The 26,856-nt window shown below is 46.3% G+C and carries 25 protein-coding genes; 1 reads left to right on the top strand and 24 read right to left on the bottom strand.

The genetic code is table 11. The annotated features are described in order from the left end of the window. Positions 1 to 88: 88 nt before the first annotated feature. The 19 genes from AC0YN6_RS12380 to AC0YN6_RS12290 all read right to left on the bottom strand — a co-directional run bounded on the left by AC0YN6_RS12380 (position 89) and on the right by AC0YN6_RS12290 (position 21,258). Positions 89 to 250 (bottom strand): YqzL family protein, encoded by a 162-nt coding sequence (locus AC0YN6_RS12380; protein ID WP_475747147.1) that lies wholly within the window; start codon positions 248 to 250, stop codon positions 89 to 91. Positions 251 to 350: 100 nt separating this feature from the next. After that, positions 351 to 1,274: a GTPase Era gene (gene era, locus AC0YN6_RS12375; RefSeq protein ID WP_475747146.1), complete on the bottom strand. Its 924-nt coding sequence runs from the start codon at positions 1,272 to 1,274 to the stop codon at positions 351 to 353. Between the two features lie 8 nt (positions 1,275 to 1,282). Then, positions 1,283 to 1,720, bottom strand: a complete 438-nt coding sequence (gene cdd / locus AC0YN6_RS12370) for a cytidine deaminase (RefSeq protein ID WP_475747145.1) — start codon at positions 1,718 to 1,720, stop codon at positions 1,283 to 1,285. 29 nt (positions 1,721 to 1,749) lie between these two features. Then, positions 1,750 to 2,112: a diacylglycerol kinase family protein gene (locus AC0YN6_RS12365; protein WP_475747144.1), complete on the bottom strand. Its 363-nt coding sequence runs from the start codon at positions 2,110 to 2,112 to the stop codon at positions 1,750 to 1,752. Beyond that, entirely contained in the window at positions 2,112 to 2,609 is a 498-nt protein-coding gene (gene ybeY / locus AC0YN6_RS12360; protein ID WP_475747143.1) for an rRNA maturation RNase YbeY, read from the bottom strand. The genes AC0YN6_RS12365 and ybeY overlap by 1 nt, the downstream gene beginning before the upstream one ends. Next, positions 2,606 to 4,852, bottom strand: coding sequence for an HD family phosphohydrolase (locus AC0YN6_RS12355; protein ID WP_475747142.1), 2,247 nt, complete (start codon positions 4,850 to 4,852; stop codon positions 2,606 to 2,608). The genes ybeY and AC0YN6_RS12355 overlap by 4 nt, the downstream gene beginning before the upstream one ends. Before the next feature lie 17 nt (positions 4,853 to 4,869). Next, positions 4,870 to 5,841, bottom strand: a complete 972-nt coding sequence (locus AC0YN6_RS12350) for a PhoH family protein (protein WP_475747476.1) — start codon at positions 5,839 to 5,841, stop codon at positions 4,870 to 4,872. Between the two features lie 6 nt (positions 5,842 to 5,847). Then, on the bottom strand, positions 5,848 to 7,047 hold the full coding sequence (gene yqfD, locus AC0YN6_RS12345) for a sporulation protein YqfD (protein ID WP_475747475.1): 1,200 nt from the start codon (positions 7,045 to 7,047) through the stop codon (positions 5,848 to 5,850). 51 nt (positions 7,048 to 7,098) lie between these two features. Next, the gene (yqfC, locus tag AC0YN6_RS12340; protein WP_475747141.1) at positions 7,099 to 7,386 is read right to left on the bottom strand and encodes a sporulation protein YqfC; all 288 of its coding nucleotides are present in this window, start codon (positions 7,384 to 7,386) and stop codon (positions 7,099 to 7,101) included. A gap of 141 nt (positions 7,387 to 7,527) precedes the next feature. Further along, the gene (locus AC0YN6_RS12335; RefSeq protein WP_475747140.1) at positions 7,528 to 7,980 is read right to left on the bottom strand and encodes a hypothetical protein; all 453 of its coding nucleotides are present in this window, start codon (positions 7,978 to 7,980) and stop codon (positions 7,528 to 7,530) included. A 60-nt stretch (positions 7,981 to 8,040) separates the two neighbouring features. Further along, the gene (gene floA, locus AC0YN6_RS12330; RefSeq protein ID WP_475747139.1) at positions 8,041 to 9,030 is read right to left on the bottom strand and encodes a flotillin-like protein FloA; all 990 of its coding nucleotides are present in this window, start codon (positions 9,028 to 9,030) and stop codon (positions 8,041 to 8,043) included. 34 nt (positions 9,031 to 9,064) lie between these two features. Further along, on the bottom strand, positions 9,065 to 10,438 hold the full coding sequence (locus AC0YN6_RS12325; RefSeq protein ID WP_475747138.1) for an NfeD family protein: 1,374 nt from the start codon (positions 10,436 to 10,438) through the stop codon (positions 9,065 to 9,067). 156 nt (positions 10,439 to 10,594) lie between these two features. Next, the gene (locus AC0YN6_RS12320) at positions 10,595 to 11,038 is read right to left on the bottom strand and encodes a GatB/YqeY domain-containing protein (RefSeq protein WP_475747137.1); all 444 of its coding nucleotides are present in this window, start codon (positions 11,036 to 11,038) and stop codon (positions 10,595 to 10,597) included. A 15-nt stretch (positions 11,039 to 11,053) separates the two neighbouring features. Next, a complete protein-coding gene (gene rpsU, locus AC0YN6_RS12315) occupies positions 11,054 to 11,227 on the bottom strand; it encodes a 30S ribosomal protein S21 (protein ID WP_005547957.1) in 174 nt (57 codons plus the stop codon). 98 nt (positions 11,228 to 11,325) lie between these two features. Next, entirely contained in the window at positions 11,326 to 11,667 is a 342-nt protein-coding gene (locus AC0YN6_RS12310; RefSeq protein WP_475747136.1) for a histidine triad nucleotide-binding protein, read from the bottom strand. 127 nt (positions 11,668 to 11,794) lie between these two features. Beyond that, positions 11,795 to 12,409, bottom strand: a complete 615-nt coding sequence (locus AC0YN6_RS12305) for a hypothetical protein (protein WP_475747135.1) — start codon at positions 12,407 to 12,409, stop codon at positions 11,795 to 11,797. 15 nt (positions 12,410 to 12,424) lie between these two features. Beyond that, complete coding sequence (gene addA, locus AC0YN6_RS12300; RefSeq protein WP_475747474.1) at positions 12,425 to 16,294, bottom strand: helicase-exonuclease AddAB subunit AddA; 3,870 nt, start codon at positions 16,292 to 16,294, stop codon at positions 12,425 to 12,427. Positions 16,295 to 16,300: 6 nt separating this feature from the next. After that, positions 16,301 to 19,816 carry a helicase-exonuclease AddAB subunit AddB gene (gene addB, locus AC0YN6_RS12295; protein WP_475747134.1) on the bottom strand — a complete coding sequence of 1,172 codons (3,516 nt, stop codon included), beginning with the start codon at positions 19,814 to 19,816 and terminating at the stop codon, positions 16,301 to 16,303. Between the two features lie 32 nt (positions 19,817 to 19,848). After that, positions 19,849 to 21,258, bottom strand: coding sequence for a class I SAM-dependent rRNA methyltransferase (locus AC0YN6_RS12290; RefSeq protein ID WP_475747133.1), 1,410 nt, complete (start codon positions 21,256 to 21,258; stop codon positions 19,849 to 19,851). A 106-nt stretch (positions 21,259 to 21,364) separates the two neighbouring features. On the opposite strand from AC0YN6_RS12290, the gene AC0YN6_RS12285 reads away from it, so the two are divergent. Beyond that, positions 21,365 to 22,339, top strand: coding sequence for a Na/Pi cotransporter family protein (locus AC0YN6_RS12285; RefSeq protein WP_475747132.1), 975 nt, complete (start codon positions 21,365 to 21,367; stop codon positions 22,337 to 22,339). 2 nt (positions 22,340 to 22,341) lie between these two features. Here the strand turns inward: AC0YN6_RS12285 and AC0YN6_RS12280 are convergent, their stop codons facing one another. The 5 genes from AC0YN6_RS12280 to prmA all read right to left on the bottom strand — a co-directional run bounded on the left by AC0YN6_RS12280 (position 22,342) and on the right by prmA (position 26,846). Further along, entirely contained in the window at positions 22,342 to 22,773 is a 432-nt protein-coding gene (locus AC0YN6_RS12280) for an NUDIX hydrolase (RefSeq protein WP_475747131.1), read from the bottom strand. A gap of 115 nt (positions 22,774 to 22,888) precedes the next feature. Further along, positions 22,889 to 24,280 carry a tRNA (N(6)-L-threonylcarbamoyladenosine(37)-C(2))-methylthiotransferase MtaB gene (gene mtaB, locus AC0YN6_RS12275; protein WP_475747130.1) on the bottom strand — a complete coding sequence of 464 codons (1,392 nt, stop codon included), beginning with the start codon at positions 24,278 to 24,280 and terminating at the stop codon, positions 22,889 to 22,891. Positions 24,281 to 24,285: 5 nt separating this feature from the next. Next, positions 24,286 to 25,062 (bottom strand): RsmE family RNA methyltransferase, encoded by a 777-nt coding sequence (locus tag AC0YN6_RS12270; RefSeq protein WP_475747129.1) that lies wholly within the window; start codon positions 25,060 to 25,062, stop codon positions 24,286 to 24,288. Between the two features lie 69 nt (positions 25,063 to 25,131). Then, a complete protein-coding gene (locus AC0YN6_RS12265; protein ID WP_475747128.1) occupies positions 25,132 to 25,848 on the bottom strand; it encodes a site-2 protease family protein in 717 nt (238 codons plus the stop codon). Beyond that, complete coding sequence (gene prmA, locus AC0YN6_RS12260) at positions 25,848 to 26,846, bottom strand: 50S ribosomal protein L11 methyltransferase (protein ID WP_475747127.1); 999 nt, start codon at positions 26,844 to 26,846, stop codon at positions 25,848 to 25,850. The genes AC0YN6_RS12265 and prmA overlap by 1 nt, the downstream gene beginning before the upstream one ends. Between the last annotated feature and the right edge of the window lie 10 nt (positions 26,847 to 26,856).

Here is a 26,856-nt window from a genome sequence, read left to right as displayed (position 1 = left end):
GTCCCATGGCGGCAAACATACGTTTAGCGGTTAAAAACATTCAAACCTTCTATACATGATCAAGCGATTCAATAATGACATTGATGCGTTAGACTGATGTGTCTTCCAAGTCCAGCTCGGGAAGCTCATCTTGTTCTCCTGCCAACGCATCGGAGCCGCCCTCTGCTCCGTATTGGTTCATTTCCTTGTATAACATGAAAGATTCGACATCCCCGGTCAACGTAAAATACTTCCACGAAAAATTCCGCATACGTATTCATCCCTTTCCGTCCCCTGAAATGTTGCTTCAGACGGTAATAGGATGCGATAAACCGCTCATGTCTATCCTTAACAAAATACGTCAATTATGATTAATCATTCCGATATCCAAGATCCTTTAACACACGCTCTTGGTTGCGCCAGTCCTTTTTCACTTTTACCCACAGTTCAAGGAATATGCGTGAGCCAAGCAGTGCTTCAATATCTTTACGAGCTTGTTTGCCAACTTCCTTCAGCATGTCACCTTTTTTGCCAATGATGATCCCCTTCTGAGAATCGCGCTCTACAAAAATAACGGCACCGATATAGACAACACCGTTCTCCTTCACGCGCATATCTTCAATCGTCACTGCGATGGAATGCGGAATTTCTTCGCGTGTCATATGCAAAATTTTCTCACGAATAAGCTCCGAACATACAAATTGCTCAGGATGATCAGTAATTTGATCCGCAGGATAATACTGAGGTCCCTCAGGCAAATAACGAGTCAACTGTTCAAGCAACGTTTCTACATTATTTCCTTTGAGCGCTGAAATTGGAATGATCTCAGCGAATTCATGCAATGCATTATATTGTGTAATCATTGGCAGCAGCTGTTCAGGCTCTACCTTATCGATTTTGTTCATCACGAGAAAGACTGGTGTCTTTACCTTCTTAAGCTGCTCGATAATAAACCGATCTCCGCCGCCGAGTCCTTCAGATGCGTCGATAAGGAACAATGCCGCTTCTACTTCTCTAAGTGCACTTTCCGCAGTTTGCATCATGTAGTTGCCGAGCTTAGATTGCGGTTTATGAATACCTGGCGTATCAAGAAACACGATTTGTGTATCGTTAGTCGTGTAAACACCATGGATCTTATTCCGTGTCGTCTGCGGTTTATCTGACATGATCGCGATTTTTTGTCCGATAAGATGGTTCATTAAAGTTGATTTTCCTACGTTCGGTCTTCCGATTATTGCGACGAAACCGGATCGAAATTTGTTGCTGCTGCGATCATTTGATGTTTTTTGATTCATATTCTTGTTTAACGCTCCCTATTATCTAATGAAGCCGGCGTGAAGGCATCCGGCAATATGCCTGATACGGTCGAGATCGTCCATTGACCGTTTAAATTCCCCATGATGACGGGCATTTCCGGTGAACACAGCTCAACTAATACCTGCCGACAAACGCCGCATGGCGTAATTGGTGCATCCGTATTTCCGATAACAGCAATAGCTTGGAATTGTCCCGGTCGTTTGCCGTCGGCTACTGCACGAAATAAAGCTGTACGCTCCGCACAGTTTGATGGGCTGTAAGCCGCGTTCTCTATGTTGCAACCATAATGCACTTGACCCTCATCGTCAAGCAATGCTGCCCCAACTTGAAAATTTGAGTATGGGGCATATGCACGTGACATCGCTTCCTTCGCCGCATGCATCAGTACGGAATAAGACTCGGATAACCCTTCAAATATCAACATAAACATTCCGCCATTCTCAGTTTGTTTATTTAATCCATTATTAAATGCCATAAGGGCGGCCCAAGTATGAGCAGCCCTATAATAGCAGAAATGGCAGCAGCAATTAATACGGCTCCTGCAGCAGCATCCTTCGCGGCTTTAGCAACCGGATGAATGTTAGGACTTGCAAGATCAACCGCTTGTTCAATTGCTGTATTAATCAATTCGGCACTAACAACTACTGCAATCGCAAGTAAGATTATCGCCCATTCTAACGGTTCAAGTGACACTATGAATCCTATACCACATACAACTGTCCCAGCAATCATATGAAACTGCATATGTCTTTGAGTCCGAATAGCAAAGCCGATACCAGAAATTGCGACTGCGAAGCTATTGATAAACTTATACATTAACGAGTCAAGCCCGCTTGCTGCAAAATCGCTTCTTGTTTTGCGGTCATTTCTGCTTCAGTTTCATCATCCTGATGATCATAACCGATTAAATGCAGAAAACCATGCACGAACAAAAATCCGATCTCACGTTCCAATGAGTGTCCATACTCTTCACTTTGTGCAAGAGCCGTATCGACACTAATGATAATATCGCCAAGCATGCCAGAAATCGGATCTGCCTCATCCTCGCTCTCTACCTCGAAGATGATATCAAGTTCTTCTACTCCATCCTCCTGCATAGCAAAAGACAATACGTCAGTTGGACGATCAATCCCGCGATATTCAAGGTTCAGTTGGTGTATATCCTCATCGTTTGTAAACGTAAGCGATACCTCGCCATCCGAAATCCCTTCCGCTTTACCCGCCAATTGCAGCAGTTGCTCAATTTTCGCAATCCACTCATCAGGTATTTCCATCTTGTCCTGTTCATTGCTCCAGCCTAGTTGCAAGCTCATGCCAAACGCTCCTTTGTTTTCACATCATCCGGATATTCGATACGAGAATGGAAGATGCCAATTACACTTTCTTTTAGTGACTGCGCAATTCTGTCTAATTCCTTCAACGTTAAATCACATTCATTAAATTGATTATCGTCCAGCCTGTTTTTTATAATTTTGTGAATCATAGCCTCTACCTGCTCCACGGTCGGGTTACGCAAGCTTCGAACCGCTGCCTCGACACAATCTGCGATGCCAACAACAGCAGCTTCCTTTGACTGTGCTTTTGGACCAGGATAGCGGAAATCATCTTCCGTGAAGGCAGGCTCAATACCCTGCTCTTCAGCCTGCTTTACCGCTTTGTAATAAAAAAACTTAAGCGATGTAGTCCCATGATGCTGTTCAGCTATATCCCGAAGCGGCTTAGGAATATTATGTCCTTTAAGCATATCTACACCATCTCTTGCATGCGCAACAATGATTGATTTGCTCAGCTTCGGATCAATGGAATCATGAGGATTTTCAATATTGGATTGATTCTCTATAAAATAATTTGGCCGCTTAGTCTTACCGATATCATGGTAAAACGATCCAACACGACATAACAGACCATCAGCGCCTATCGCTTCCGCTGCCGCTTCAGACAAATTACCAACCATTACGCTGTGATGATAGGTTCCTGGTGTTTCTGTCAGCAGCTTGCGAAGCAACGGATGATTCGGATTAGACAATTCAACCAGCTTTAGTGCTGATAAAATACCGAATGTAACTTCAAAGAAAGGCATCAATCCGATGACGAGCACTGCAGTTATTAATCCGCTTGCAAATGCAAATGCAACGGAATAAATAAAAGGAGCGCGCTCGAGCTGCTCAGATAGCAGCAATATCGTCAGAACCGATAATGAGCCAAATAAACTTACCATAATTCCTGCTTTTAAAATTGTAGATCGTTGACTTGCTCTGTGAATGGAGAAAATAGCAGCAAACGATACGACAATAATAACGAAGCCGTACTTAAAATCAAAGATTTGATGCTGGCTTGTATTTAATATAATACTGCCCATTATTGAGAATAGAATTGAACTAATCATAGCAAGATGCATATCCAGCAGCAATGTAATCAGCATCGTACCTAGTGCAGCTGGTGCCAAATAACCTGCATAAGGGGCAGCATCTGTTTGTATCAAAGAAATAATCTCAATCGTAATAATATTGATTAGGAAAATAAGCCACAACATCAACAGCGATGCATTGTTATATTTTGGCTTAATTCCGTTAATACTTCCCGATTGATGCAAATAAGCATAGATTACGACGATAAACATTAAGGACATAATCAACAGACCGAACTGCGGCCAATAATTTTTCTTATCCTGCAAGAGAGAGGAATCCACGAGCAGCTTATACAAATCAGGAGTAATCATCTGACCGCGCTTCACGATCAGCTCGCCTTCTTTGATGACAACTGGCGTCGTATTCTGCTTAGCAAGTACCTTTGCCTCGTCCGTCGCTTCCTTATCAAGAAATTTATTCGGCATGATGGCGAATCTCGCCAGTTCCTGTACAATTTCCCGGCTTGTCCGACTTGAAAGCGTGCTGGCGTTTACGAGTTCAGCGACCTGTGTGCGAGCGGTCTCAGCCTCGCGCAGCTGTTCGACCGTCAGTTTACGCACAATATCCCGAGCTACCTCGCGCATCTCGGTTAGCGATTCTGTTGATAAGTTAGGCATTTTGTAAAAAGTTTCTTCTGGAATGGTATACTGCTGCTCTTTGGCAATGAGCGCCATTTCCTCTAGCAATGTGTCATTATATGTCCCCCTACCTTTGTTTAGCTTAACAAAAGTATCAACATATTCCGAATAACGGCCTGGAATTTCATTGCGATAAATATCAATCTTATTTTGTAAGGTTACTTGATCGTCCTGATTCAATTGCTCAATACGAACAAAGATCTGGTCGACCAACACCTCGTTACGTAACGGTACTATTGAATATATAGCATCGATCTTGTCAGCAGCGTCCTCTTCAGCTTGCCTGGTCGCCTTCTCGTCTTTAATTTGGAAGGGTGCTTTAATGTCCTTTTCGCTAGCGGTACCCTCCTGAATATCATAGGTTTCAGGAACGAGATGCGGAGATAGGCTGAAATAAAACAGCAGCACAAACATCAACATCAGCACTGAGCGAACGGCTGAACTCTGCTTCCAACCCACCGTTTTTGACGGCAGCAAGTTCCCCTGTTTTCCACTCTGGTATGGGTTCATGCAGCAGACATCCCTTTCTAGGCTTTGTTTTCAGCATCCCAGTTGTAGGCAACAATGATCTTTTGAACGAGTGAATGACGAACGACATCCTGCTCTGAGAATAGGATAATGCCAATTTCGTCAATATCCTTCAAGATCCGTTGAGCTTCAATCAAGCCTGAGTTCTTTCCTCGTGGCAAATCGATTTGCGTAACGTCTCCCGTAATAACCATTTTCGAGGCAAATCCTAGTCTTGTCAGAAACATTTTCATTTGTTCTGGTGTCGTATTTTGTGCTTCATCCAAAATAATAAACGCATCATCCAGCGTACGGCCGCGCATATAGGCAAGCGGAGCAATTTCGATCATGCCGCGCTCAAGCGCCTTAACCGTTTGGTCTGGACCAAGCACGTCATGCAGTGCATCGTATAGCGGTCGTAGGTATGGATCAACCTTTTCTTGCAAATCCCCAGGCAAAAAGCCTAAATTTTCACCAGCTTCAACAGCAGGTCTAGTCAAGACGATTCTTTTCACAGAACCTTCCTTCAGCGCAGCTACAGCCAGCACGACTGCCAAATATGTCTTACCTGTTCCGGCAGGTCCTATTCCGAATACGACATCCTTCTTCCGAATCGTCTTCACATAATGACGTTGTCCGATCGTCTTTACACGAATCGGCTTTCCGCGATAGGTAGTTGTAATTTCTTTCTTAAACAAGTCTAGCAGCTCTTCTGCCTGCATGGTCTTTGCGAGTTCAAGAGCATATGCGATGTCTCGCTCTGTGGGCTTATAGCCGCCTCGAACAAGCTGCAACAGCACATTATAAAGCTGCTCTAACGATTCAACTTCTTCAGCTCGGCCCGATATAACAATTTCGGCTTCCCGCGAAGTAATCGATGATTCCACTTGCGATTGAATCAAACGCAAATAATTATCCTGTGGTCCGAATACTCCAAGTCCTTCCGCTGCGTTGCCGAGCGGTATCTTTACTACTTTCGTTTCAATTTGCAACAATCCTCATTCTCCCTGCATATGGACTAGTGGCATTTCCTTAACGATAGATTGCTCGACTTCAAAAAGAACTTTCATATAAACTTTACCATTGTCCGCCTTTTCATGCAAAACAATTTCATCGCGGATGACTGCATCACTGCCTGCTTTTATGAGCAGATTAGCTTTAGCCTGCAGCATTCCTACGCTCTTCGCTTCTTCTTCCGTAATTGCTCGCTCTTCCATCCGTGTCTCCATGACGGTCTCCTTCATTCTGCCGATAGGCAGAGACCATTTGCGCCACGAGACTTTCTCTTCATGCAGAATCGCCTCAGAGTTGTCGAATGAAGAATCTCCATACCCGCTAATTTGCAGTGCTCTCGAGCCGATCACAGCGAACCATTTCGTCTTTTTATCTCCCGTATATACCTTAACCTGTTGCACTAGCGGTGAAGTAATGTCGAACTCGTACCAGACAAGCCCGCGCACCTTCCCTTTGGCAACGACCGTACGCATATTCATTTCTCCCCCGATCGTTCCAGAGATCAAGGTTTGATCTTTCTTAACCCTTGTATTTTTTCGAACGACGGGCCGTCCCGCCTCTGCTATAATCTCCGTAACAACAGCATCGGTAGATGCTACCAGATGGCGTGGTGTATTTAAGGATGCCTGCTCAGGGATCGTGGATTCAACCACTTGAATAATAATCTTTGTTCCCTTTTTCTCCACGCCAACCCAAGTAGAACCAGGAAGCTTGCGCACGAGCTGCTTGGACAGCACATCAGCGTCAGTTAAACGAAAAGACCACTGCATTGGAAATAAACCTTCCTCCTTTGCCGCAGCTCTTATCTGATCTTCCGTCAGCTTTACATTCCCCTGCACATCGATGCTCCATATGAGTGAAGATAGCATAAAGATGATTCCAAAGAACAGTACGATCCCAGCTGCAAACAACTTCCTTCGCTCTGCCTTAACGAGCAGAAAAGGAAGACCCTTGCGCTTTGTAACATGTACCCGGCAGCCTGTCTCCTTTAAATACGGACGAAGGCCAAAAAAGTCGCTAATCGACACCTCGCATTCGAGCAGGCCGCTGCTTGTCCATCTTATGGAAGCCAGCTGCAGCCCGCCAGCAAGAGCACGGTTGACGAGCTGCTCAGGTTGTCCTCCCCGTATATGAATGGTAACCATACCCTTTAACCAATTCGCCCCTTGTCCGCTCAAGTCCATTCCCCTCCATTTCATTTCTCTCCAAATAAATTAGTGCTTCGTTCCTTTATTTCATGTATCTGATGGGATCAATTGGATGTTCGTTATCTGCCCCTCTATAAACACTTCCTCTGTCCAGATCGTGCGAATGACAAGGGAAGTTCCTGTAACTTCAAGTTGTCCTTTACTTAAAGCTAGTCTGAGACGCTCGCTGGAGAAATGAACGACTCCTCGATGGTTCTCGATATATAATTGACAGTCCCCAATCATCGTTAAACGCGGCAGATCAAATACGACGTCATGCGGCATATCAAGCAGCTCTGCTGTCATTTTGCGAAATCTCTTTTTTATGTGGCGCATGTACGATTCTTTGCCTCCCTCAAGGTTTGTTAAAGTAAAGCAAAGGAAATTCATGTACTATACCAAAATATGCGAACAGCTCGGTAAATATGGCTGTAAATAAAAAAAACCGCCTGAGCACGAAGCTCAGACGGTTCTATGTTATTTTCGAAAGGGTCTCTTAGCGCGAGGCGGGCCTAATATTTCTGCCCAGATCACTGCTTTTCGCAAATCCTCTGCTCGAACGGATACGACGGCAGTGCTCTCGCTTCCATAATTGCGTTCTACTGCGACCGGGACATTAACACTACTTGATACCACACTTCGAGATTCTCGTTGATTAGGCGCTAACTGCGGCGTCTCAGAAGAGCGTTCTTGTTCAGTCAGTGAACGATAAACAGTGTGCCCCGTTGTTGGCTGAGGCTGTGGACGCTCTTGCACACGTTCCTCGTCTCCGCTTTGCGGGAACAATGTTCGCGGCAAACCTCCGCCTCCGAAGTCAGGCATTTGGCCTGGCTTCTTCTTCGCGCCAGATTTGCCAAATAGAGAAGCTAAAGCTCCAAATATAATGACAACGATAAATATGTTATTCATCAAAAATTCAATAATTCTCAACTTGCCTTCACCTCCATGGAGCAGTCGCACAATTCGATGCAACTAGCATGGCCATAACTGTTAGCGGCCGTCTTTTGTATCAGAAGGATTATCCTGCTTGCCAATGGAGCTGCGCATATGCGTATCCGCTTCAATGTTTTTCAAGTTCATATAATCCATCACACCAATTTTCCCGCTTCTAAGCGCCTCAGCCATAGCAAGCGGTACCTGTGATTCCGATTCTACAACTCGCGCTTCCATCTCAACAACCTTCGCTTTCATTTCCTGTTCATGAGCAACGGCCATTGCGCGTCGTTCTTCCGCTTTTGCTTGAGCAATTTTCTTGTCCGCTTCTGCTTGCTCAGTTTGAAGATGTGCACCGATGTTTTTACCTACATCCACATCCGCAATATCGATGGACAAGATTTCGAACGCCGTGCCTGCGTCTAGTCCTTTGCCAAGAACAGTCCGAGAGATCATATCTGGATTCTCAAGAACATCCTTATGCGAGCCTGCAGAACCTACTGTCGTTACAATACCTTCGCCGACACGGGCGATGATTGTTTCTTCACCAGCACCGCCGACTAAGCGTTCAATATTAGCACGAACGGTAACGCGCGCTTTTACCTTTACCTCAATACCATCTTTGGCAACTGCAGCAACAATTGGCGTCTCAATAACACGCGGGTTAACGCTCATTTGTACTGCTTGCAGTACGTCACGACCAGCTAGATCAATCGCAGCTGCACGTTCAAATATAAGTGGAATGTTAGCACGTTGAGCAGCAATCAAAGCATTAACAACGCGATCGACATTACCGCCGGCGAGGAAGTGACTCTCAAGCTGATTAATATTAAGACCAAGTCCTGCTTTTGTCGCTTTGATTAGCGGATTGACAATTCTGCTTGGTACGACGCGGCGCAAGCGCATTGCAACGAGTGTAATAATACCTACTCTAACGCCCGATGCCAAAGCAGAAATCCACAGCATGATTGGGAAAAAGCTTAGAAACACAGACAGCACAATAATGACAACGACAGCTAAAATTAAGAACGATACGACTGGATCCATTGATTCCAACCTCCATTTGAATATATAGTTTTGTTTATTTAAGCACTTCTTTAACAACAACCCAAGTACCTTCCGCTTTGATTACCATTACCATTCGATTGGTATCGATAAACTCGCCGGAAGTAACTACATCAATACGTTTGTCGCCAATAACGACGGTTCCTGCCGGTCTTAGAGGGGTTAATGTCATCCCTTGCAATCCGAGCAGAGAATCCTTTATATCAGCCGATACAAAGCCTTGTTCCGTCGTTAGCTTCTCACGCAAAATAAATTTATTCCAAATCCCTTTTGATTTGTTCATTCTAACAAAAATAACGATTAGAATGATCGCTGCAACAAGTGCAATAACAATGGAGATGAATGCTGTCATCGGATCGGATGCCGCCGTAACTACACCCGTTACTAAAGCTGCGCTACCGAGTAGTCCTAGTATGCCAAAGCTTGGTACAAATACCTCGATAATTAACAAGGCTATCCCAATTACAAATAACACTACGGATTCCATTCCAGCAAATCCAGCCACATAATGACCGAAGAAATATAGCGCGAACGATATGATACCGACGATTCCAGGGAATCCAAAGCCTGGTATTAACAGTTCAATGACGACACCTGCAATTCCAAGTATGAGCAAAATAGTCATGACGACTGGATTGAGCAGCCATCTAGCTACATTCTCTGCAAGTGACGGAGCAATCTCGATCTGAGTACGGCCTTCTAATCCAAGCCATTTAATCGCTTCGTCAACGTTAGCAGCTGTATGCTCAGAGTAACCGACTTTTTCAGCTTCACTTGCTGATAGGGTCAAAATATCTCCTTTAAGCTTATCTCTGCCCAACTTGTCTTTTAATTCCACTGTTGCATTAGGATCCGCCATAGCTACTGCGATATTTTTGTCGCGACCTTGCAATCCAGCAGACTCACTCATTTCAGAGGTCCAGAAAGAGATGGTTTTGGGGTTGCTCTCTAATGTTCCTGAGCCATCTACAACAGCTGCGGCACCGATCGTGCTGCCAGGCTGCATAATAATATTGTCAGCATTTAAAGCAATGTATGTGCCAGCTGATACAGCCTTACCCTCAACAAATGCAGTAGTGGGGATTTTACTCTCCCTTATCAAGTGCCCAATAGCTTCCGCATTCACTACTTTACCGCCAAACGTATTGATCACGAGAACCACGTGCTCGGCTTTTGCTTCTTCAGCCTCTTTAAAGGCTCGCTCCAAAAAGGATTGAAGCCCAGATTCAACTGTTTGTTTAACTGGAATGACATATACAGCCGGGCCAACATCATTCGCTGCTTTCGCGTTCTCCATTGGAGATCCAAATAGCGCTGCAAGCGTCACCATCAACACCGCTGCGACCAATGCGATAGGAGTGACGGACAATCTTCTTCGCCATCGATTCATGTGCAAGAAGGTTCCTCCTTTTTCTCATTTTTACTCCTTACTACGTTACCCCCGCAAAAACGTTTCAGACAGCAATTTCAATATCATACCATTCATACGTATAACGTACAAAAAAACACCCCCGTTAGGGGGTGTTTTGTGAGTCCGAATGTTTAGTTAGTTAAGATGTTGCTGAACGAGCTGATTTACTAGTTTACCGTCAGCGCGACCTTTTGTTTTAGGCAAAAGGGCACTCATAACTTTTCCCATATCGGCTTTGGAAGAAGCACCGAGTTCTTGGATGGTCTGCGTTACTATCTCTTGAATCTCTTCTTCAGTCAGCTGTTCGGGAAGGTATTGACTAATAATTTCAATTTCGACCTCAAGACCCGCTACTAAATCATCACGGCCGGCTTTTTTAAATTCTTGGAGGGAATCTTTACGTTGTTTGATTTCACGACTCAATATATCAAGCACTTCTTTATCGTCCAAAGGACGCTTGAGATCGATTTCCAAGTTTTTCACTGACGCGCGCATCATACGAATAACGGAAAGTTTAAACTTGTCCTGATTCTTCATGGCTTGCTTCATTTCGTCGGTCAATCTTTCGCTCAGGTTCATTATGGAAGGATCCTCCTAAAACTTTCTCTTGCGCGCAGCCTCAGACTTCTTCTTGCGCTTTACACTTGGCTTTTCATAATGCTTGCGTTTTTTCACCTCAGCTAGAACACCATCTTTAGCGATGGAACGTTTAAAGCGGCGAAGCGCAGCATCAATAGTTTCGTTTTTGCGAACTTTAGTTTCAGACACCAGTTTTCCCTCCCTCCGAAACAGACCGTCCAGAGCTATAACACGGTTTATCAAATTTCATTATATGTCAAACCAAAAGGCAGTGTCAACTTTAGATATCAGCAAACCTGAGGAGAAAGTTTCGTTCCCCCTAATAGATGGATATGCAGATGATATACAAGCTGTCCTCCGTCGGCGTTAACATTGTTGACCAGACGATAGCCTGACTCAGCAATTCCTTGCTCTCTGGCGATTTGACGCGCTACCGCGAACAGCTCAGCTATCATTGGAGAGTCCTCATCGGTAACATCATTCATCGTAGCAATATGCTTCTTCGGAATGATTAGAATATGTACTGGAGCAGCTGGCTGTATGTCGTGGAACGCGAGAATTCTGTCATTCTCAAATACCTTATTCGACGGTATAGCACCTTCGATTAGTTTACAGAAAATACAGTCCATAGGTTTCACCCCCTATTCGCTTTCCTTACCATATCATACCGAATTTTTAGCCGCTCGTCCAATCATTATACTAACATCGCAAAATTTCGTCGTCTATTTCCCAAAAATCCAGTTAGAGCTGCTGCTTCTACTTAGAAAATTTAGCCGATTGCTCGGTCATAATCTGCTGCAGCTGCTCAACAAGCTCAACCCAATCTAGCCCGCTGGACAATCGAATCATGGCGGTGCGGCTATCCCCAATATTCATGTTGAAGCCTTCTAATATCCCGGAAAATGATTCAAACGAGTTTTTCAGTCCGCGAATGTACGCACTTTCGGATTCGTTCAATGAACCTTCGTAGCCGCCAATGGATTGCAGCCCATTTTTGAGATCATCTGCATAAGCTAAGGGCAGCTCTGCATTTATTTTTTCTGGCTGTGCGCTTACACTTGCTGCTTCAGCGGTAAATTCTGCCAAAGCCTGTCCATTCGCAGCCACCTTGCTGAGTTCAAATACAATTGCATAACGATCTTCTAAGCTTTTGCTTTGAAGCAAAGCATCCAGCTGAGGAATCATTTCATCCACATATTGCTTAGATAGTACAGCTGATTTGAAAATCCTTTGACCTTTCTCAAAATTGTTTTCCTGTTTCTGTTGTAAAAATTGCGAGTACAAGAAAACGTTGCCTATTAAGCTGAATACTAAAAGAACAAGTGTGATTGGCAGCGCAATTGAGCGCTTGCCCGTTTGCTTTGGTTCCAACTTCGCAACCTCCCTTTAAATTTTGTTCGTTCTCTCCAGTTGCACCGATCGGCCGCCATCAAAGAAAAAGACGTGGCATTCATTCACTTTGCGGCCAAGAACGGATTCGATTGCTTCTGCATACAAATCCAGTTGAAAGCGATGTCGCTCTGCCGCCTCTGCCCATTGCTGCTTATAAATTCGATCTGTCTTGTAATCCAACAATACAACACCGGCAGCATCCTCAAACAAGCAATCGATAACACCCTGTATTAAGATTGATTCCTCCGAAAGCAATTCACTAGTATTCGGATATACGCGGCTTGCTGGGAACATGCAGCTAAACGGCACCTCTCTTCTTACCCAGTCGGCGTTAAGCAGCCGCTGTCCAAGTTCGCTTACGAAAAACGCAGCGACATTAGGCAAATCTATGGCTTCCGCTTGCTTCGATGTCAACAGTTTTCGTTCAATCATAGCTTCAAGCGTCTGTAAGAGCTTCGTTTCGTCAGCTGCTTCAGAGAGAGAGACAAGCTGCATAAGCAAATGATTAACAGAACCCTTCTCTGCCGCTGTAAGTGACTTTTCCTCCATAAAGGCAGGGCGGCGCAGCCGGAATGTACTCGGCGCTTCAAGGACCTCTGGAGCTGCCGTATCACCTGCTTGCTTCATCACCTCAGCCTGATGGTTCAGCTCGTCCAATGAAACAGCATCCTCTTGCATATCCGAATATAACCTTTTCATTTCCGTAACCGATGTTTTGGCTGCCAGCGCTGCTGCCTCTTGATGCGGATATTGCCATTCTAACCTCTCGCGCAGCTCCTCCTCTACCTCGACATGGTCGAGAAGCGAGAGTGTAGTTACTGCTTGGAGCCGTCCCTCCATATCAAGATCAATCTGCAGCGTTTCTGTCCCAGCGGCAGCTTCAGTGCCAAATAAAGAAGCTGATACCACACCTGCCTGCCACTTTGGAGCATTTGCAGGAGCTAGCTGCTTATCGTCAATTTGTCTAGCGGCCAGCGGTCCGAGCCAATCGATAAAGGAGCGAGCAGCAGCCACCCTGAAATCAGACATCTTGCCGTAATCATCTACGGAAGATAACCAGCGCCTCAGCTTGGCATCCGCATCTGCAACAGTTGCAACGAGAAACATTTTCTCTTTTGGCCGAGTTAAAGCAACGTATAAAATACGCATTTCCTCAGCAAGCATCTCTTTGCGCATTGCTCTTCGAATGGCCAGATAGGGCAGTGTCGGATAACTGATTCGCAGTGCAGGATCAACAAATCGAGGCCCGAAACCAAGCTCCTTATGTTTCAAGAAGGCACTCCGCAAATCCTGTTGATTGAACAGCTTCCCTAAGCCTGCGACAAATACAACTGGAAACTCAAGTCCTTTACTCTTATGAATGGACATGATGCGTACAACATCCTCTTGTTCCCCAAGCGCTCTTGCTGTACCTAAATCGCCGCCGCTATCACGCATTCGTTCGATAAATCTTAAGAAACGAAACAAGCCGCGGAACGATGTCGCTTCATATTGACGCGCCCGGTCATGCAGCGCACGTAAATTCGCTTGTCGCTGCGTGCCACCTGGCAAGCCTCCTACAAAATCGTAATAACCTGTCTCACGGTAGATTTCCCAAAGCAGATTTGCAAGCGAACCTTGCCTTGCTTCCTCGCGCCAGCGATCCAGACTATCCAAGAACAGCGAAAGCTTTCTGCGTGTATCTTCCTCTACAAATAAATCACCTGCTGCATTAAGAACAGCATCGTAATAGGTGGATTTAGCTGATTGAATACGTATGCGGGCAAGCTCTTCCGCATTTAGCGTAAATAGCGGCGAACGCAAAGCAGCAGCAAGCGGAATGTCCTGATACGGATTATCGATAACTCGAAGCAATGACAGCATCGTCTCTACTTCTGTCGCTTCAAAGTAGCCGCTGCTCAGCTCTGCATAAGCTGGAATGCCGCTTCCTTGAAGCTCCTCAATAATAATTGGAGCCCATTGCTGGGTCGCACGCAGTAAGATCACTACATCTCGCCACTGCAATGGACGATTCTCACGGCGCTTGCCATCATATACCTGAAAGCCGCTCTCAACCAAATCGTTCAACTGCTGGGCCATCCAGCGTGCCTCCAGCTGTGCTGCCTTAAGCTCCGAAGCAGACTCCACTGGCACTCCATTCACGCTTTGTTCGCCCTCATCGGCTAACTCGGATGTCTCTGAACTTTCACTTGAATCCGTCTCATCATCATCCGAATCCGCTTTGTTTAGTACAGCAAACTCAACTTGGCAGCGATCCAGCGGCACGGTGTCCGGATAGGATGCGCCACACACAAGCTCTGCACGCTCATCGTAATCCATCTCTGCCACATTCTCACGCATTAAGGCGCGAAAAACAGCGTTGACCCCGTCCACAACCTCAGCTCGACTTCTGAAGTTGCGTGCCAAATCAATCCGCAGCGCGGTTGGCTGGTCCGCATGAGACAGTTTACTTGCCTCATGACGAGAGGGGTACGATTTATATTTTTGCAAAAACAACTTAGGCTCAGCAAGTCGGAAGCCGTATATACTCTGTTTTACATCGCCAACCATAAATCGATTTCCAACGCCAGGACGCTCAATTAACGAAACGATCGCTTCCTGTACCATATTCGTATCTTGGTACTCATCAAGCAAAATTTCATCGAATTGCTGCTGGAATTCTATTGCTGCTATCGATGGTGACATTTGCTCTGGCGTAGAGGATGGATCGCGCAATATCCGCAAGCAATAATGCTCCAAATCACCAAAATCCAGCATCCCTTTCGCACGTTTCGCTGCTTCATAGCCTTGTCCGAATTCAATGACAAGCTCAGATAAAGCTTGCATTAGCGGAGCCAGCTCCTGCAGCTCTTCCAAAAATTGTTCAGCTGTCCGGCCAAAGAGCTCCTCAGCAAGCGATGTAATCAACTTCTTCGCTTGATCTCGCAGCTCCTTAGCCTGCTCCTGCAGCGACTTGTCATATTCATCGCCGCGCATTGCCTTCAGCTTCCCGAATTGAACCGATTGGAAAGGCTCGATCCATGAATCCCAAGGCATTGAATGGACCATTTCCGAGAGGTCGCTAACAACCTGCAAATCCTCCTCGAAGGTTGCTGCATAAGGCGCAGGACCAGCCGGTTCACGCGTGAGCTCCAACGCTTGATGAAGCAGCGACCCAGCACCCTCTAAGGCGAGTTTAATATCACTGACTAAACTGACGACCCATTCACTGCTTTGCAAGGCTGTAACATCCGAAATATTAAATGCTTCAGCTGTTTCCCTAAGCCAATACTCCGGCCATGGATGGCTTTGCGAGAAATCAAACAATTGTTGAACAAGCCGATATAAAGGCTCATCACCGCGCTCTCCGCCATAGCGGTCTGCAAGACGGAGAAAAGCACCTTGATCGCCGGCTCCTTCGTATTTTTGCTCAAATAGTTGATCGAGTACATCGAGGCGCATAAGCTCACTCTCCGTCTCGTTTGCAATACGAAAGCCAGGATCAAGTCCAATTAGCGGATAATAACGCCTGATGACATCCATACAAAATGAGTGAAGCGTCGTAATGGATGCACGATTCATGAGCGCTAGTTGACGGCGCAAATGCTCAGATTCCGGTTGGCGCTCCAGCTCCAGCTCTAACGCATTTCTAATTCGTTCCTTCATTTCCGCTGCAGCCGCTTTCGTAAAGGTTGCGACGAGAAGACGATCGACATCGGCATTCGCTGATATTTTTCGAATGATTCGTTCAACGAGGACTGCTGTTTTACCAGAGCCTGCTGCAGCTGCTACAAGGATGTTCGAGCCGCTTGTGACGATCGCATCCCACTGATCATCGGTCCAAGTGCTATTTTCCGGTTTGGGCGAATCCTTTACAGTATGCATCATCCATTACTCCCTCTCTAGCTGCTGCCAAATATCTTCCTTCGAAGGTTTGCTCAGCTTCCTATATTCATTTCCGTCAAACTGAGCATCGAACTGGCAAACCGCTTTGTAATCACAATATTGACATGGTGTTTTCGTTCCCATGCGATAGGGTTCAATAGAAACATCCCCAGCTTGAATCGAGCTGCCGATTCGGCTAATCGTACTTCTGACAGAATGCCTTAGTACATCCCATTGCTGATTAGAGACGACTGAAGAGCTGCTGTAAAAGCTGCCGTCCCGCTTCAGTGCAACCGGGAGCAGCTCTGAATAGCCAGTGTCTAATTCATCGTCCATAAGCCTAACCGTTTCTGCATCTGCAGTAACAAGACCGCGCATTTTGAATCGTTTCAACAGCTGACTGCTTGCCTCATTCGGACTGATGCTATTGGTCATTGCGAGAATTGGATTATGCACATGGAAATAGAGAACTCCGGCTGGCGAAGTCGGCTGTCCAAGCCACGCAGATGCATGCGTCACCAATACATCAAGATAGGTCAGCATTTGCAGCGAAAGACCATTCGCGACCTCCTCAAGCCTAAGCTGAGTCGAGCTCGATTTGTAATCAAGCACACGCAGCAGCAGGCCCTCCTCTGTCTCCGCCGCATCAACACGGTCTATTCTGCCGATAATTTCTATTTCACCGCCAGCCTCAAGCGGAATGCGAAGAGCTGGAAGTGTACCATCTGGACCGAAATCAACCTCGGTGCCCACAGGCTGAAACTGCGCCCTGCGTGCATGTTCACCTAACATTAACGCTGCCTGTCCTACGATTTCCTTCAGCTTGCGCGCAATATACTTAAAGCGGCTGCTGCTTAATAAAATTTGTGACTGCAGCTTAGGAACCAAATCGTCCACCGTTTGTGAGACGACTGCTTTAAGTTCAGCTTCGGACGTCTTCCCAAAGCGCCCCCCGAGACTCGTCGCCAGCTTGCTTAGTGCCGCGTGAAACAGCTGTCCTACATCAGGAGCATCCAGACGATACAGCTTTCTTTCCCTTAGCTTTAAACCATGGATGGCAAAATGCTGAAACGGGCAGGAGACGAATCTCTCCATACGCGATACACTTACTTGCAGCCGTGCTCCATAAAGTTCACCAGCCGTTTCTTTGGATAGAAACAACTCTTGGTTCTCATAGGTTAATGAGCTTGTCAGCAGCTGCAGCTTATGCTGCCATTCCGGCCGAACCGCATACCAATTGTACAGATCCCACCAGAAAGGAGCGATTGCCGCTCCCTGCTGCCATTTCCGAATAGCGCCAATCAAATAAGACATCGTTCGCTGCGGCTGCGACACAAATTTTCTCTGCTCAGATAGTGACAAGCTCGACGAAGGCTCTGCAGCAACGCTTTGGACAGCAATACCTGGAAACAAATGACGAACATGACGCACGATCTCAGAGGGAAGCAAGCTTTTCCCCTCTTCATCTGCTTGTGCCCAGCTAAGCCATAAGTGCCGACTAGGCGTCGTGAGAGCGTTATAGATCATGAACCGCTCATCAAGCAAACGCCGACGCACACCTGGTGCCATCGCTATTCCATCTTCAGCTAAGCGCTCACGTTCCGATTCGGTTAGAATACCGTCTTCCTTCACTCGCATCGGCATAACGCCATCATTTGCGCCCAGCACATAACATACTTGAACATGACCGGAACGCGTCCGATCCATGCTGCCGATCAGCACTTGATCTAGCGCTGGTGGCACAGCGGCAAGCTTCAGACTGTCTAAACCTGCCTCAATCATACCTGCGAACAACTCGGGTGATACATTTTGCTTACCAGCAAGCTCCACTAATTGATCGAGCAGCTGCATGACGCTGTCCCACAGCTGCTTATGACTTCTAGCTCTTTGCGTTTTCCCTGAATGCGTATCATGAATACTCCAGCGTTCCAGCTTATCTGCCGCATCCGATTGATCGAGTAAGCGATACAAGGCCTCACACATCTCTTGGACATTGTCCGCCTTATTTAAAGCATCTGCGAAGCGGCGAAGCGGCGGTACGATGACCTCTCTCGCAGCAAGCACAATATTGAATTCGCGTTGTGCTTTTTCACTGATTTTAGTCTCTATTTCCTCGTCATCTTCAAGCGATACGGGTACCAGCGGATACCAACGCTTATCATCGAGCCATTTCCAACCGTCAATACCTGCAGCCAGCGCATAGTTTTCCAGCATATCGAACCATTCCCTAGGCAGGCTTCCGTCTACCTTGAACAGCATCTCCGTCTTGATACAGCGGAAGATCGCATCATAACGCCAACCAAACAATACCGTTTCGAGCGCAGATCTAATAAACTCGATCAACGGATGATGAACAGCCTTCTCTTTCTGATCGACAAAATAAGGAATGCCATAATCAGCAAATACAAGTCCGATATAATCGGTATAATCCTCCGCATTACGAACCATTACAGCGATATCGCGCCAGCGGAGATCTTCCTTCCGCGCTCTGCGAACGATATCGCGAGCGACGCCCTCAACCTCAGCGCGACGATTCGCTGCGGCATGCAACGATACCCCGCAGCGTGAATCTTCACTATTTAATACAGCTTTGTCGGTAATGAGCATCGGGATTCGTTCGCTGTAGTGCTTCTCGAGATGTGCAAGCATTGGACTGCTTTTAAATCGAATGGGAGGACTTTCTTCTAACATAACCGGGGGCTTAATCTCTACGTCATATTTTGCAGCCAGCTCCATCAGCTTATTATAGGTTTCAGCTGTGGGATGAAACAGATCTAACTCATGAGGCTGCTCTCCTTGCCCATATGCTCTGTTTAACGTGAGGGTAACGGTCACCTGAGCGGATGAAGCAATCAACGTACCTAAAGCTTCATATTCTGTAGGCGTGAATCCAAAAAAGCCATCCACCCATATTTGGGCGTCATTCATAGCTGGTGCATCGGCAAATCCGTTTTGCAAATAACGCAAATAATCCTCGGCGTCAATATACATGCCCGCGAGTTCCTGCTCCATCTGACTATAAATGAGCTGCAAATCATGCAGCTTACGCTTTAATAATGTGGAATGGCCTATTCCTGCTTCTGAAGCTTCCTGATTGCCCTGTAAGATCTCCGAATCTATTCCGTACCTTTTCCACTCCGTTAACAGCTCAGCAAGCCTATCGATGAATCCCGGCTGCTCCGCACCGCTTTGAAACAACTCCAGTTGCTGTCCTAACCGATGAACGATCTTATAGAGAAGCATATGCTTCCCCGTATCATTGATCGGAACGAGCGCCGTACCGCCAGTCTCCTGCATGACCCGAAAGGCCAGACGCCTAAAGCTAAGCGCCTGTGCCCTGATCGTACCGTTTAAATCGCCGCTTTGAAGCAGCGCGTATTCGGTTTGAAAAGTTGCTTGTTCGGGTACGAGCATGACGAGCGGCGGACCGTCTGGTTGATCACGCAGTTGCTCTCTTATTTCATTCAAGCAATAGGATGTTTTACCGGCTCCTGAACGCCCGATGACAAAGCGAAGCGACATGTGCAACTCTCCCGTCTATTCGTATCACTCATTTATTTGCTGCGCACTTCAAAAATCGCGAATTTCAAGTAATGGCCTTCATTTACACCGAGCAGTTGAGGATGATCCTTGTCTGCGGCACGCCATTCGACCAAACGAAGAAGCTTGCCAGCGTCTACTGCAGCTTCTTGGATCGTTTCCAAAAACAGCTCTGGACGCATATGATACGAGCAGCTTGCCGTAACCAGATATCCTCCCTCATTCACAAGCTTTAGGCCTTGTAAATTAATATCCTTATAGCCGCGGCATGCGCCCGGAACTGCGCTTTTGGTTTTTGCAAAGGCTGGCGGATCAAGAATAACAACATCCCAAGTCCGTCCTACTGAACCTTCCATCTTCTTAGAGGTATCAACACCGCCAAGTCCACGCTGTTTTCTTTCATCGTTCCCTTTCACTTGCTCGCGTAAATAAGCAAAGGCATCCGCTACAACAAATTCCACCCGATCAGTGAAACCATTGCGCTCAACGTTCCGTTTTGCAGTATCGATAGCATGCTCCGAGACATCCAGGCAAGTTACCTTTTTGGCACCGTATTTGCAGGCATGAAGCGTGAAGCTGCCGGTATGTGCAAAACATTCAAGCACGGACGCCCCGTCCCAATAAGGAAAAGTAACCATTTTCCCATTCGCGTTAACTGGCACAAGATTGGATGAAGCCGCTGATTGAACGGCAGTTTTGCCCTCAGCACTAGTGGAGTCTGATTCCAGCGTATCACGATCAACGAGTTGAATACCACTGCGTCCACCCCAGCCCTTCATAAGCGGAGCGATGGCTGCGCGATTTTCGCGTTGGTCGAAGAAATAACCTGTTTTCTGGCCTTCAACAATATCAACCTCTAGCTTCAAACCATTTTCCTCAATTTCAATAATCGATGGACAGTCGCCATAAAGCACACCCGTCCGCTCTTCAAGTCCTTCCAGCACTCGAACACCTACATCACTGCGCTCATAAATGCCTGCAGGCTGGAATACATCAATCAACGCTTCGATTAATGCCTCTCTTCTAACATCCATTCCCAGTGTCAAAAATTGAAGCACCAGCACATTATTGAAACGATCTACGACGAGCCCTGGAAGGAAGTCTGCTTCTCCATATACAAGGCGGCAATCAGCATCAGCGACGAAACGGCGGCGATGTTCCTGACATTGACGCAGACGATTCCGGAAGAAGTCAGCATCCATTGCAGCAATTGGCTCATAGGCAACGATTCTAACAGTAATTTGTGATTTTGGATTCCAGTAGCCGGTCGCCAAGTAGCGGCCTTGATGGTTGACGACATCTACCAAATCACCAGGCTCCGCAGCGCCTTCCAATCGATCAATCTCTGTTGCATAAACCCAAGGATGTCCTTGTTCAAGTCTTTTCTTTCTAGCCTTTTGTAAAAATATTTTTGGATTACTCACGTTATCTCTCTTCCCCTCATTGGACTTGCTAGTCATGCTTGTCTTACTTGCAGCATATGTATATTTACGAATCAAAACACGAAATAAATAATAAGGAGTCCATACGATGGTTCAATCCATACTCATCCCCATGCTGCTGGGGTTCGCTGTTTTTATGTGCGGTATGAAGCTGATGGAGCTTGCGCTGCATCGATTAGCCGGTCCCTATTTGACCGAAATCCTAAAGCGTTCAACTGCAACACCTATTCACGGGCTGGCAATCGGTACAATAACGACAGCTTTCCTTCAAAGCAGCACGGCAGTAACTGTCATATCGATTGGGATGGTCAACGCCGGCTTACTCACCTTTCCTCGCACGCTGGGCATCATTCTCGGCACCAATATTGGGACTTGTATTACAACAGAAATTATCGGCTTAAATTTAAATAAGCTTTCCGTTCCGTTATTGATTCTATCTATTGTATTATGGCTAGCAACTGCACTGCTCGGCGAATTACGGCTATTGCCAGCAGTACACAATGCCCGCTGGCTTCAGACGCTTCGTTCCATCTCGGTCGTTGTGTGCGGCTTCGCACTACTCCTAACCGGTATGACAATGATGCAGGGCGTAGGACCAGCCGTCCAAGAAAGTCCCATGTTCGGATGGTTTCTAAGCAAAGCTAACGATAGCTTATGGTGGGGACTCGCGGCTGGCGCGCTGCTTACTGCTGCTGTTCATAGCAGCGCAGCAGTGATTGGCATTATTATGGGCTTCGTATCGATAGGCGCAATGCCCATTGAGCTTGGCATCGCGGTTGTGCTTGGCGCGAACGTCGGCACGTGCGCAACGGCATTGCTTGCATCAATTGGCGGCTCTAAGGCCGGTCAATATGTCGCATGGTCTCATGTCGTTTTGAATGCAGGAGGAGCTTTGCTCTTTATGCCATTTATCGGCGAGCTTGCAACAATTTCAGAATGGTTATCTTCGTCCGCCGCTGGCCAAATTGCCCATACACAAACGATTTTCAACATTCTAAGTTCATTGTTTGCATTGCCGTTTTGTTATCTGCCGGCATTTCGGCGCCTCGATCCTGCGACCTAAGGCTAGTCCGCTTGCAAGCCTAACAACTGGAACGCCCCTGCAACAATACGATGATTATTATCATAACCGGACTGCTTCTGACGTCTCCAAGCTTCTTGCGGCTCAAACCAGTCAACGCCGCGGATTTCTTCTACTTGCGCATGCAAGGAGCCGCCAACGGCTTCAACCAAATAATAATGCACCTCTTTGTTTACCGTACCATAAGCATCATGCTCATATTTATATTTGATTTGGTCAATCGGAGCAATGATCACGCCTTCAAGACCCGTTTCTTCAACGATTTCTCGCAAAGCGGTTTGTTCAATCGTTTCACCGGGTTCCATTTTACCTTTTGGCAGTGATACTTTTCCATAACGATCCTGAATGAGCTGAATTTGCAGCTTCCCTTCCTCGGTGCGGCGATAAACGACACCGCCTGCTGAAATTTCCTTCATGACCCGTTTCCCCCTTGCAGCATTAAACAGATAGTATATGCAGCAAAGGATTCCTCCATCTTTTCCAGAAAAGGAATCGATAAGCAAAGGAATCCCCGCGTTTTGATCACTATATTTATGCTCTTATCGCTTCTGGACGCTCTAGCACGAAACTATGCTGCTCCATGTCGCTCCCAGCTGCAGGAACATCGTCCATCACGCGAACAAGCTTGGCGCGACATTCGTTTACGCCTGCTTCTGTGATTTTGACACGGCATAGCTTGCCAATTAGAGCTTCAGTACCGTCGAATACAACCTGAATATAGTTATCCGTATAGCCCATAACGAGGCCCGTTCCCGGTGCACCTTTATAATCACGCTCTGGAATAACGTCAAGAACATGGCCGACGTACTGTTCAGCATACGCAAGTTGCATTTTCTCGGACAAGTCAATCAGCTTATGAACACGCTCATTCTTCACTTCATCATCCACCTGCTCATCCATTCGAGCAGCAGGCGTACCTGTCCGTTTAGAATAAGGGAACACATGCATTTCAGCAAATTTCAAATCCTCCATGAAACGGTAGCCAGCTTCGAACATTTCTTCTGTTTCCCCAGGGAAACCGACGATAACGTCTGTTGTAATTGCAACGCCTGGCATTGCCTCATGCAGCCTTTTGATTTTTGCAGCGAACTCTTCTGTCGTATATTTACGGCGCATACGCTTCAACACGGAGTTTTCACCTGCTTGAAGCGGAATATGCAAATGACGACACATTTTGCTCGAGCGGTTCAGTACGTCAATCATGGCATCGTCGATTTGACTCGCTTCAATGGAGCTGATTCGTATACGCTCAAGCCCCTCTACCTTGTCCAAATCCCACAGCAGGCTTGTTAAATTATAATTTTCCATATCATCGCCATAGCCGCCCGTATGAATACCTGTCAGTACAATTTCTTTATAGCCGGAAGCAACAAGATGCTTCGCTTGCTCCAGAACGCTTTCCGAAGCACGGCTGCGAGAGAGTCCGCGTGACCAAGGAATGATGCAAAACGTACAAAAATTGTTGCATCCCTCTTGAATTTTCAAGAACGCACGCGTGCGCTCCGAGAAATCAGGTACATTCAGCTCTTCAAAGTCGCGTGTCTTCATGATGTTGCGAACAGCGTTAACCGGCTGGCGATCACCTTGAATTTGATTGACGTAGGTCATGATTTTCTCGCGATCCTGCGTGCCAATGACAAGATCCACGCCTTCAATTGCCATAATCTCTGCCGGAGATGTCTGAGCGTAACAGCCAGTTACTGCAATGACAGCGTCTGGATTGCGTCGAACAGCACGTCTAATAATTTGACGGCTCTTCTTGTCCCCTGTATTGGTTACCGTACAAGTATTAATTAAATAAACATCAGCGGTCTCTTCGAAATCGACCTGCTCATAACCTTCGTTTTTGAATAGCTGCCATATCGCTTCTGTATCATAGAAGTTCACTTTGCAGCCTAGCGTATAAAATGCGACTGTTGCCATCGTTGTTACGCTCCTCCCATTTCTCCGGATTCATATAATAAGCAGGTTAATGCTACGATACCTGCTGTTTCCGTTCGTAATATTCGTCGGCCTAATCCGACCAGCGCAGCACCTGCCGCTTCTGCTTCTGCTGCCTCACGATCAGTGAAGCCGCCCTCAGAACCAACGATAAGCAGTACTTTCGGCGAACTGACCGCAGCCGATCGCTGCGTCCACTCGCGAATCGCTGTCTTAACTCCTCTGCCGTGGGCTAGATGCCCTTCGCGCTCGTAACAAAACAATACTAAATCATAATTAGTCATTGACTTCACAAGCTCTTTCCAGCTATGAAGCGGCTCAATCGTAGGTATGCGGTTGCGATGTGCCTGCTCTGCCGCTTCCTTCGCTATTTTGCTCCAGCGATCTATACGCTTTGCTTCCTTCTTGGCATCATATTGAACGACCATACGCTCGGATTCAAAGGGTAAAAAGGCAAAAGCACCGATCTCTGTACCTTTTTGTATTACTAGTTCCATTTTGTCGGCCTTTGGCAAGCTTTGTGCGATCGTTATCGCCCACTTCGGCTCGCTGTCTGCACCTAGCATTTCAACTATTTCTGCGGTTAAAAGTATCGGAGTTGCTTCAAGCACTGCCACAAGCGCAGTGCGCGACTTACCGTCGCTAACAATAAATTTATCACCTGGCTTTGATCGCATGACCCTTGCGGCGTGATGCGCATCCTCGCCAACTAAACGGATTTCGGAGTCGCCAAACTGCTCCGCCGCTATGAAATATCGTTGCATTATCGTTATCCAACCACCCTTAAACAAATTCCATCCTTCATAATAACATGTTTGTCTTCACTAAATCTATCAGAAACCGTTGCCAGAAGTTCCACTATGACTGACAATATTTAAATTAAAAATCCGGGAAACCCAGTCAAACGTATTTATCATTAAATCTGAACCTAAACCAAGTACAGGATCAAGCGTAACTTCACGAAGCGGCGGAATAAATACGATTAATAAAAAGATAAACATTCCCCACTGCACATTTTGATCCATTTTGTAACGTATCTTAAGCGGTAATAGATCTGAGATAATTCTATAGCCATCTAAAGGAGGTAACGGGATAAGATTGAAAATAAACAATAAATAATTATACCAAATAAAATAATCAAAAAACCGATGTACAGCGGCATCGACACCTACAGATGCGCCGTTCAGCACACCTGAAGCAACAATAGCAACGTAAATAAAAATACTTATCGTTCCCATCAGCAAGTTGCTTAGCGGCCCTACTGCAGTAACAATAATGCTCATGATTCTCGGACTTTTGAATTTGCTCGGATTTACAGGGACGGGCTTCGCCCATCCAAATCCAGCAAATAGAATGAGCAGCGTTCCCAGAACATCTAGATGCACACGTGGATTAAGCGTAACTCGCCCAGCATTATAAGCGGTATCATCTCCGAATTTATAAGCGCTGTAGGCGTGAGCAAACTCATGCACCGTAAAAGCAATAATTAGAGATAAGACGACAAATGGCAAATCCTCAAGTGGAAACCTTACAAAGCTTTGTAAGTCCATTAAGTCACCTGTGGCTTTCTCGCTACGAATGCGATCCAATCCTCATCGCGGCGCTTCTCGACAATTTCGAAACCGTGACGAATTAAACCTTCTTCTACATCTGTTTCTTTATTTTTGTAAATCCCCGATGCAATATATATTCCGTTTGGCTTTAACGCCTCGTACACATCATCCACAAACAACAAGATGATCTCAGCCAAAATATTAGCAACTACGAGATCTACCGGCACCGTAACTCTGAACGCACCATTAGAAGATGCTTGCTTTGCTCCTGAACTGTCTTCCTTAATTACACCAAGCAAATCGCTCAGCCGTACTTCGACTTGCTCTGAAAGATTATTTAGCGCAACGTTCTCTTTAGCACTTGATACAGCAACAGGATCAAGGTCAACTGCAAGGACGCTCTTCGCTCCTAAGAGACAAGCTCCAATTGCAAGTATGCCTGAGCCTGTACCAACATCGATTACTTCTTCTCCGCCACGTATAACAGACTCTAGCGCCTGCAAGCAGAGTGATGTCGTCGGATGTGTACCCGTTCCGAATGCCATCCCTGGGTCCAGCTCAATAATTTTTTCATCCGGTCCAGCTTCATACTCTTCCCAAGTTGGTTTAATCGTTAAGGAATCCGAAATACGGATCGGCTTGAAGTACTGCTTCCATGCCGTCGCCCAATCCTCATCATCAACAGTAGCGACCATATATTCAACTATGCCTGGATCGATATCAAATTCACGAAGCTCTTCGACACGAGGACGAATTGCTGCTACAAGCGCATCCGTATCCGTGTCTTCTCCAAAATAGCCCTTGATAATTGCTTGGCCTTCTGGAATATCATTAAGCGGAGTCTCATACCATTGTCCAAAAGATGTATCGCGCTGCTTGCTGAGCGTGCCCGACTCTTCAATGGATACACCGCCTGCTCCATATTCATGCAAGAAATTGGATATCATCTCTTGTGCCTCTTCAGTTGTTGAGATCGTAAGTTCAAACCATTTCATATGTAATATC

Source organism: Paenibacillus sp. J22P15 (assembly GCF_056269345.1).
Note: the sequence above shows the minus strand (reverse complement) of the source record. Positions and strands in the feature narration are given on the sequence as shown.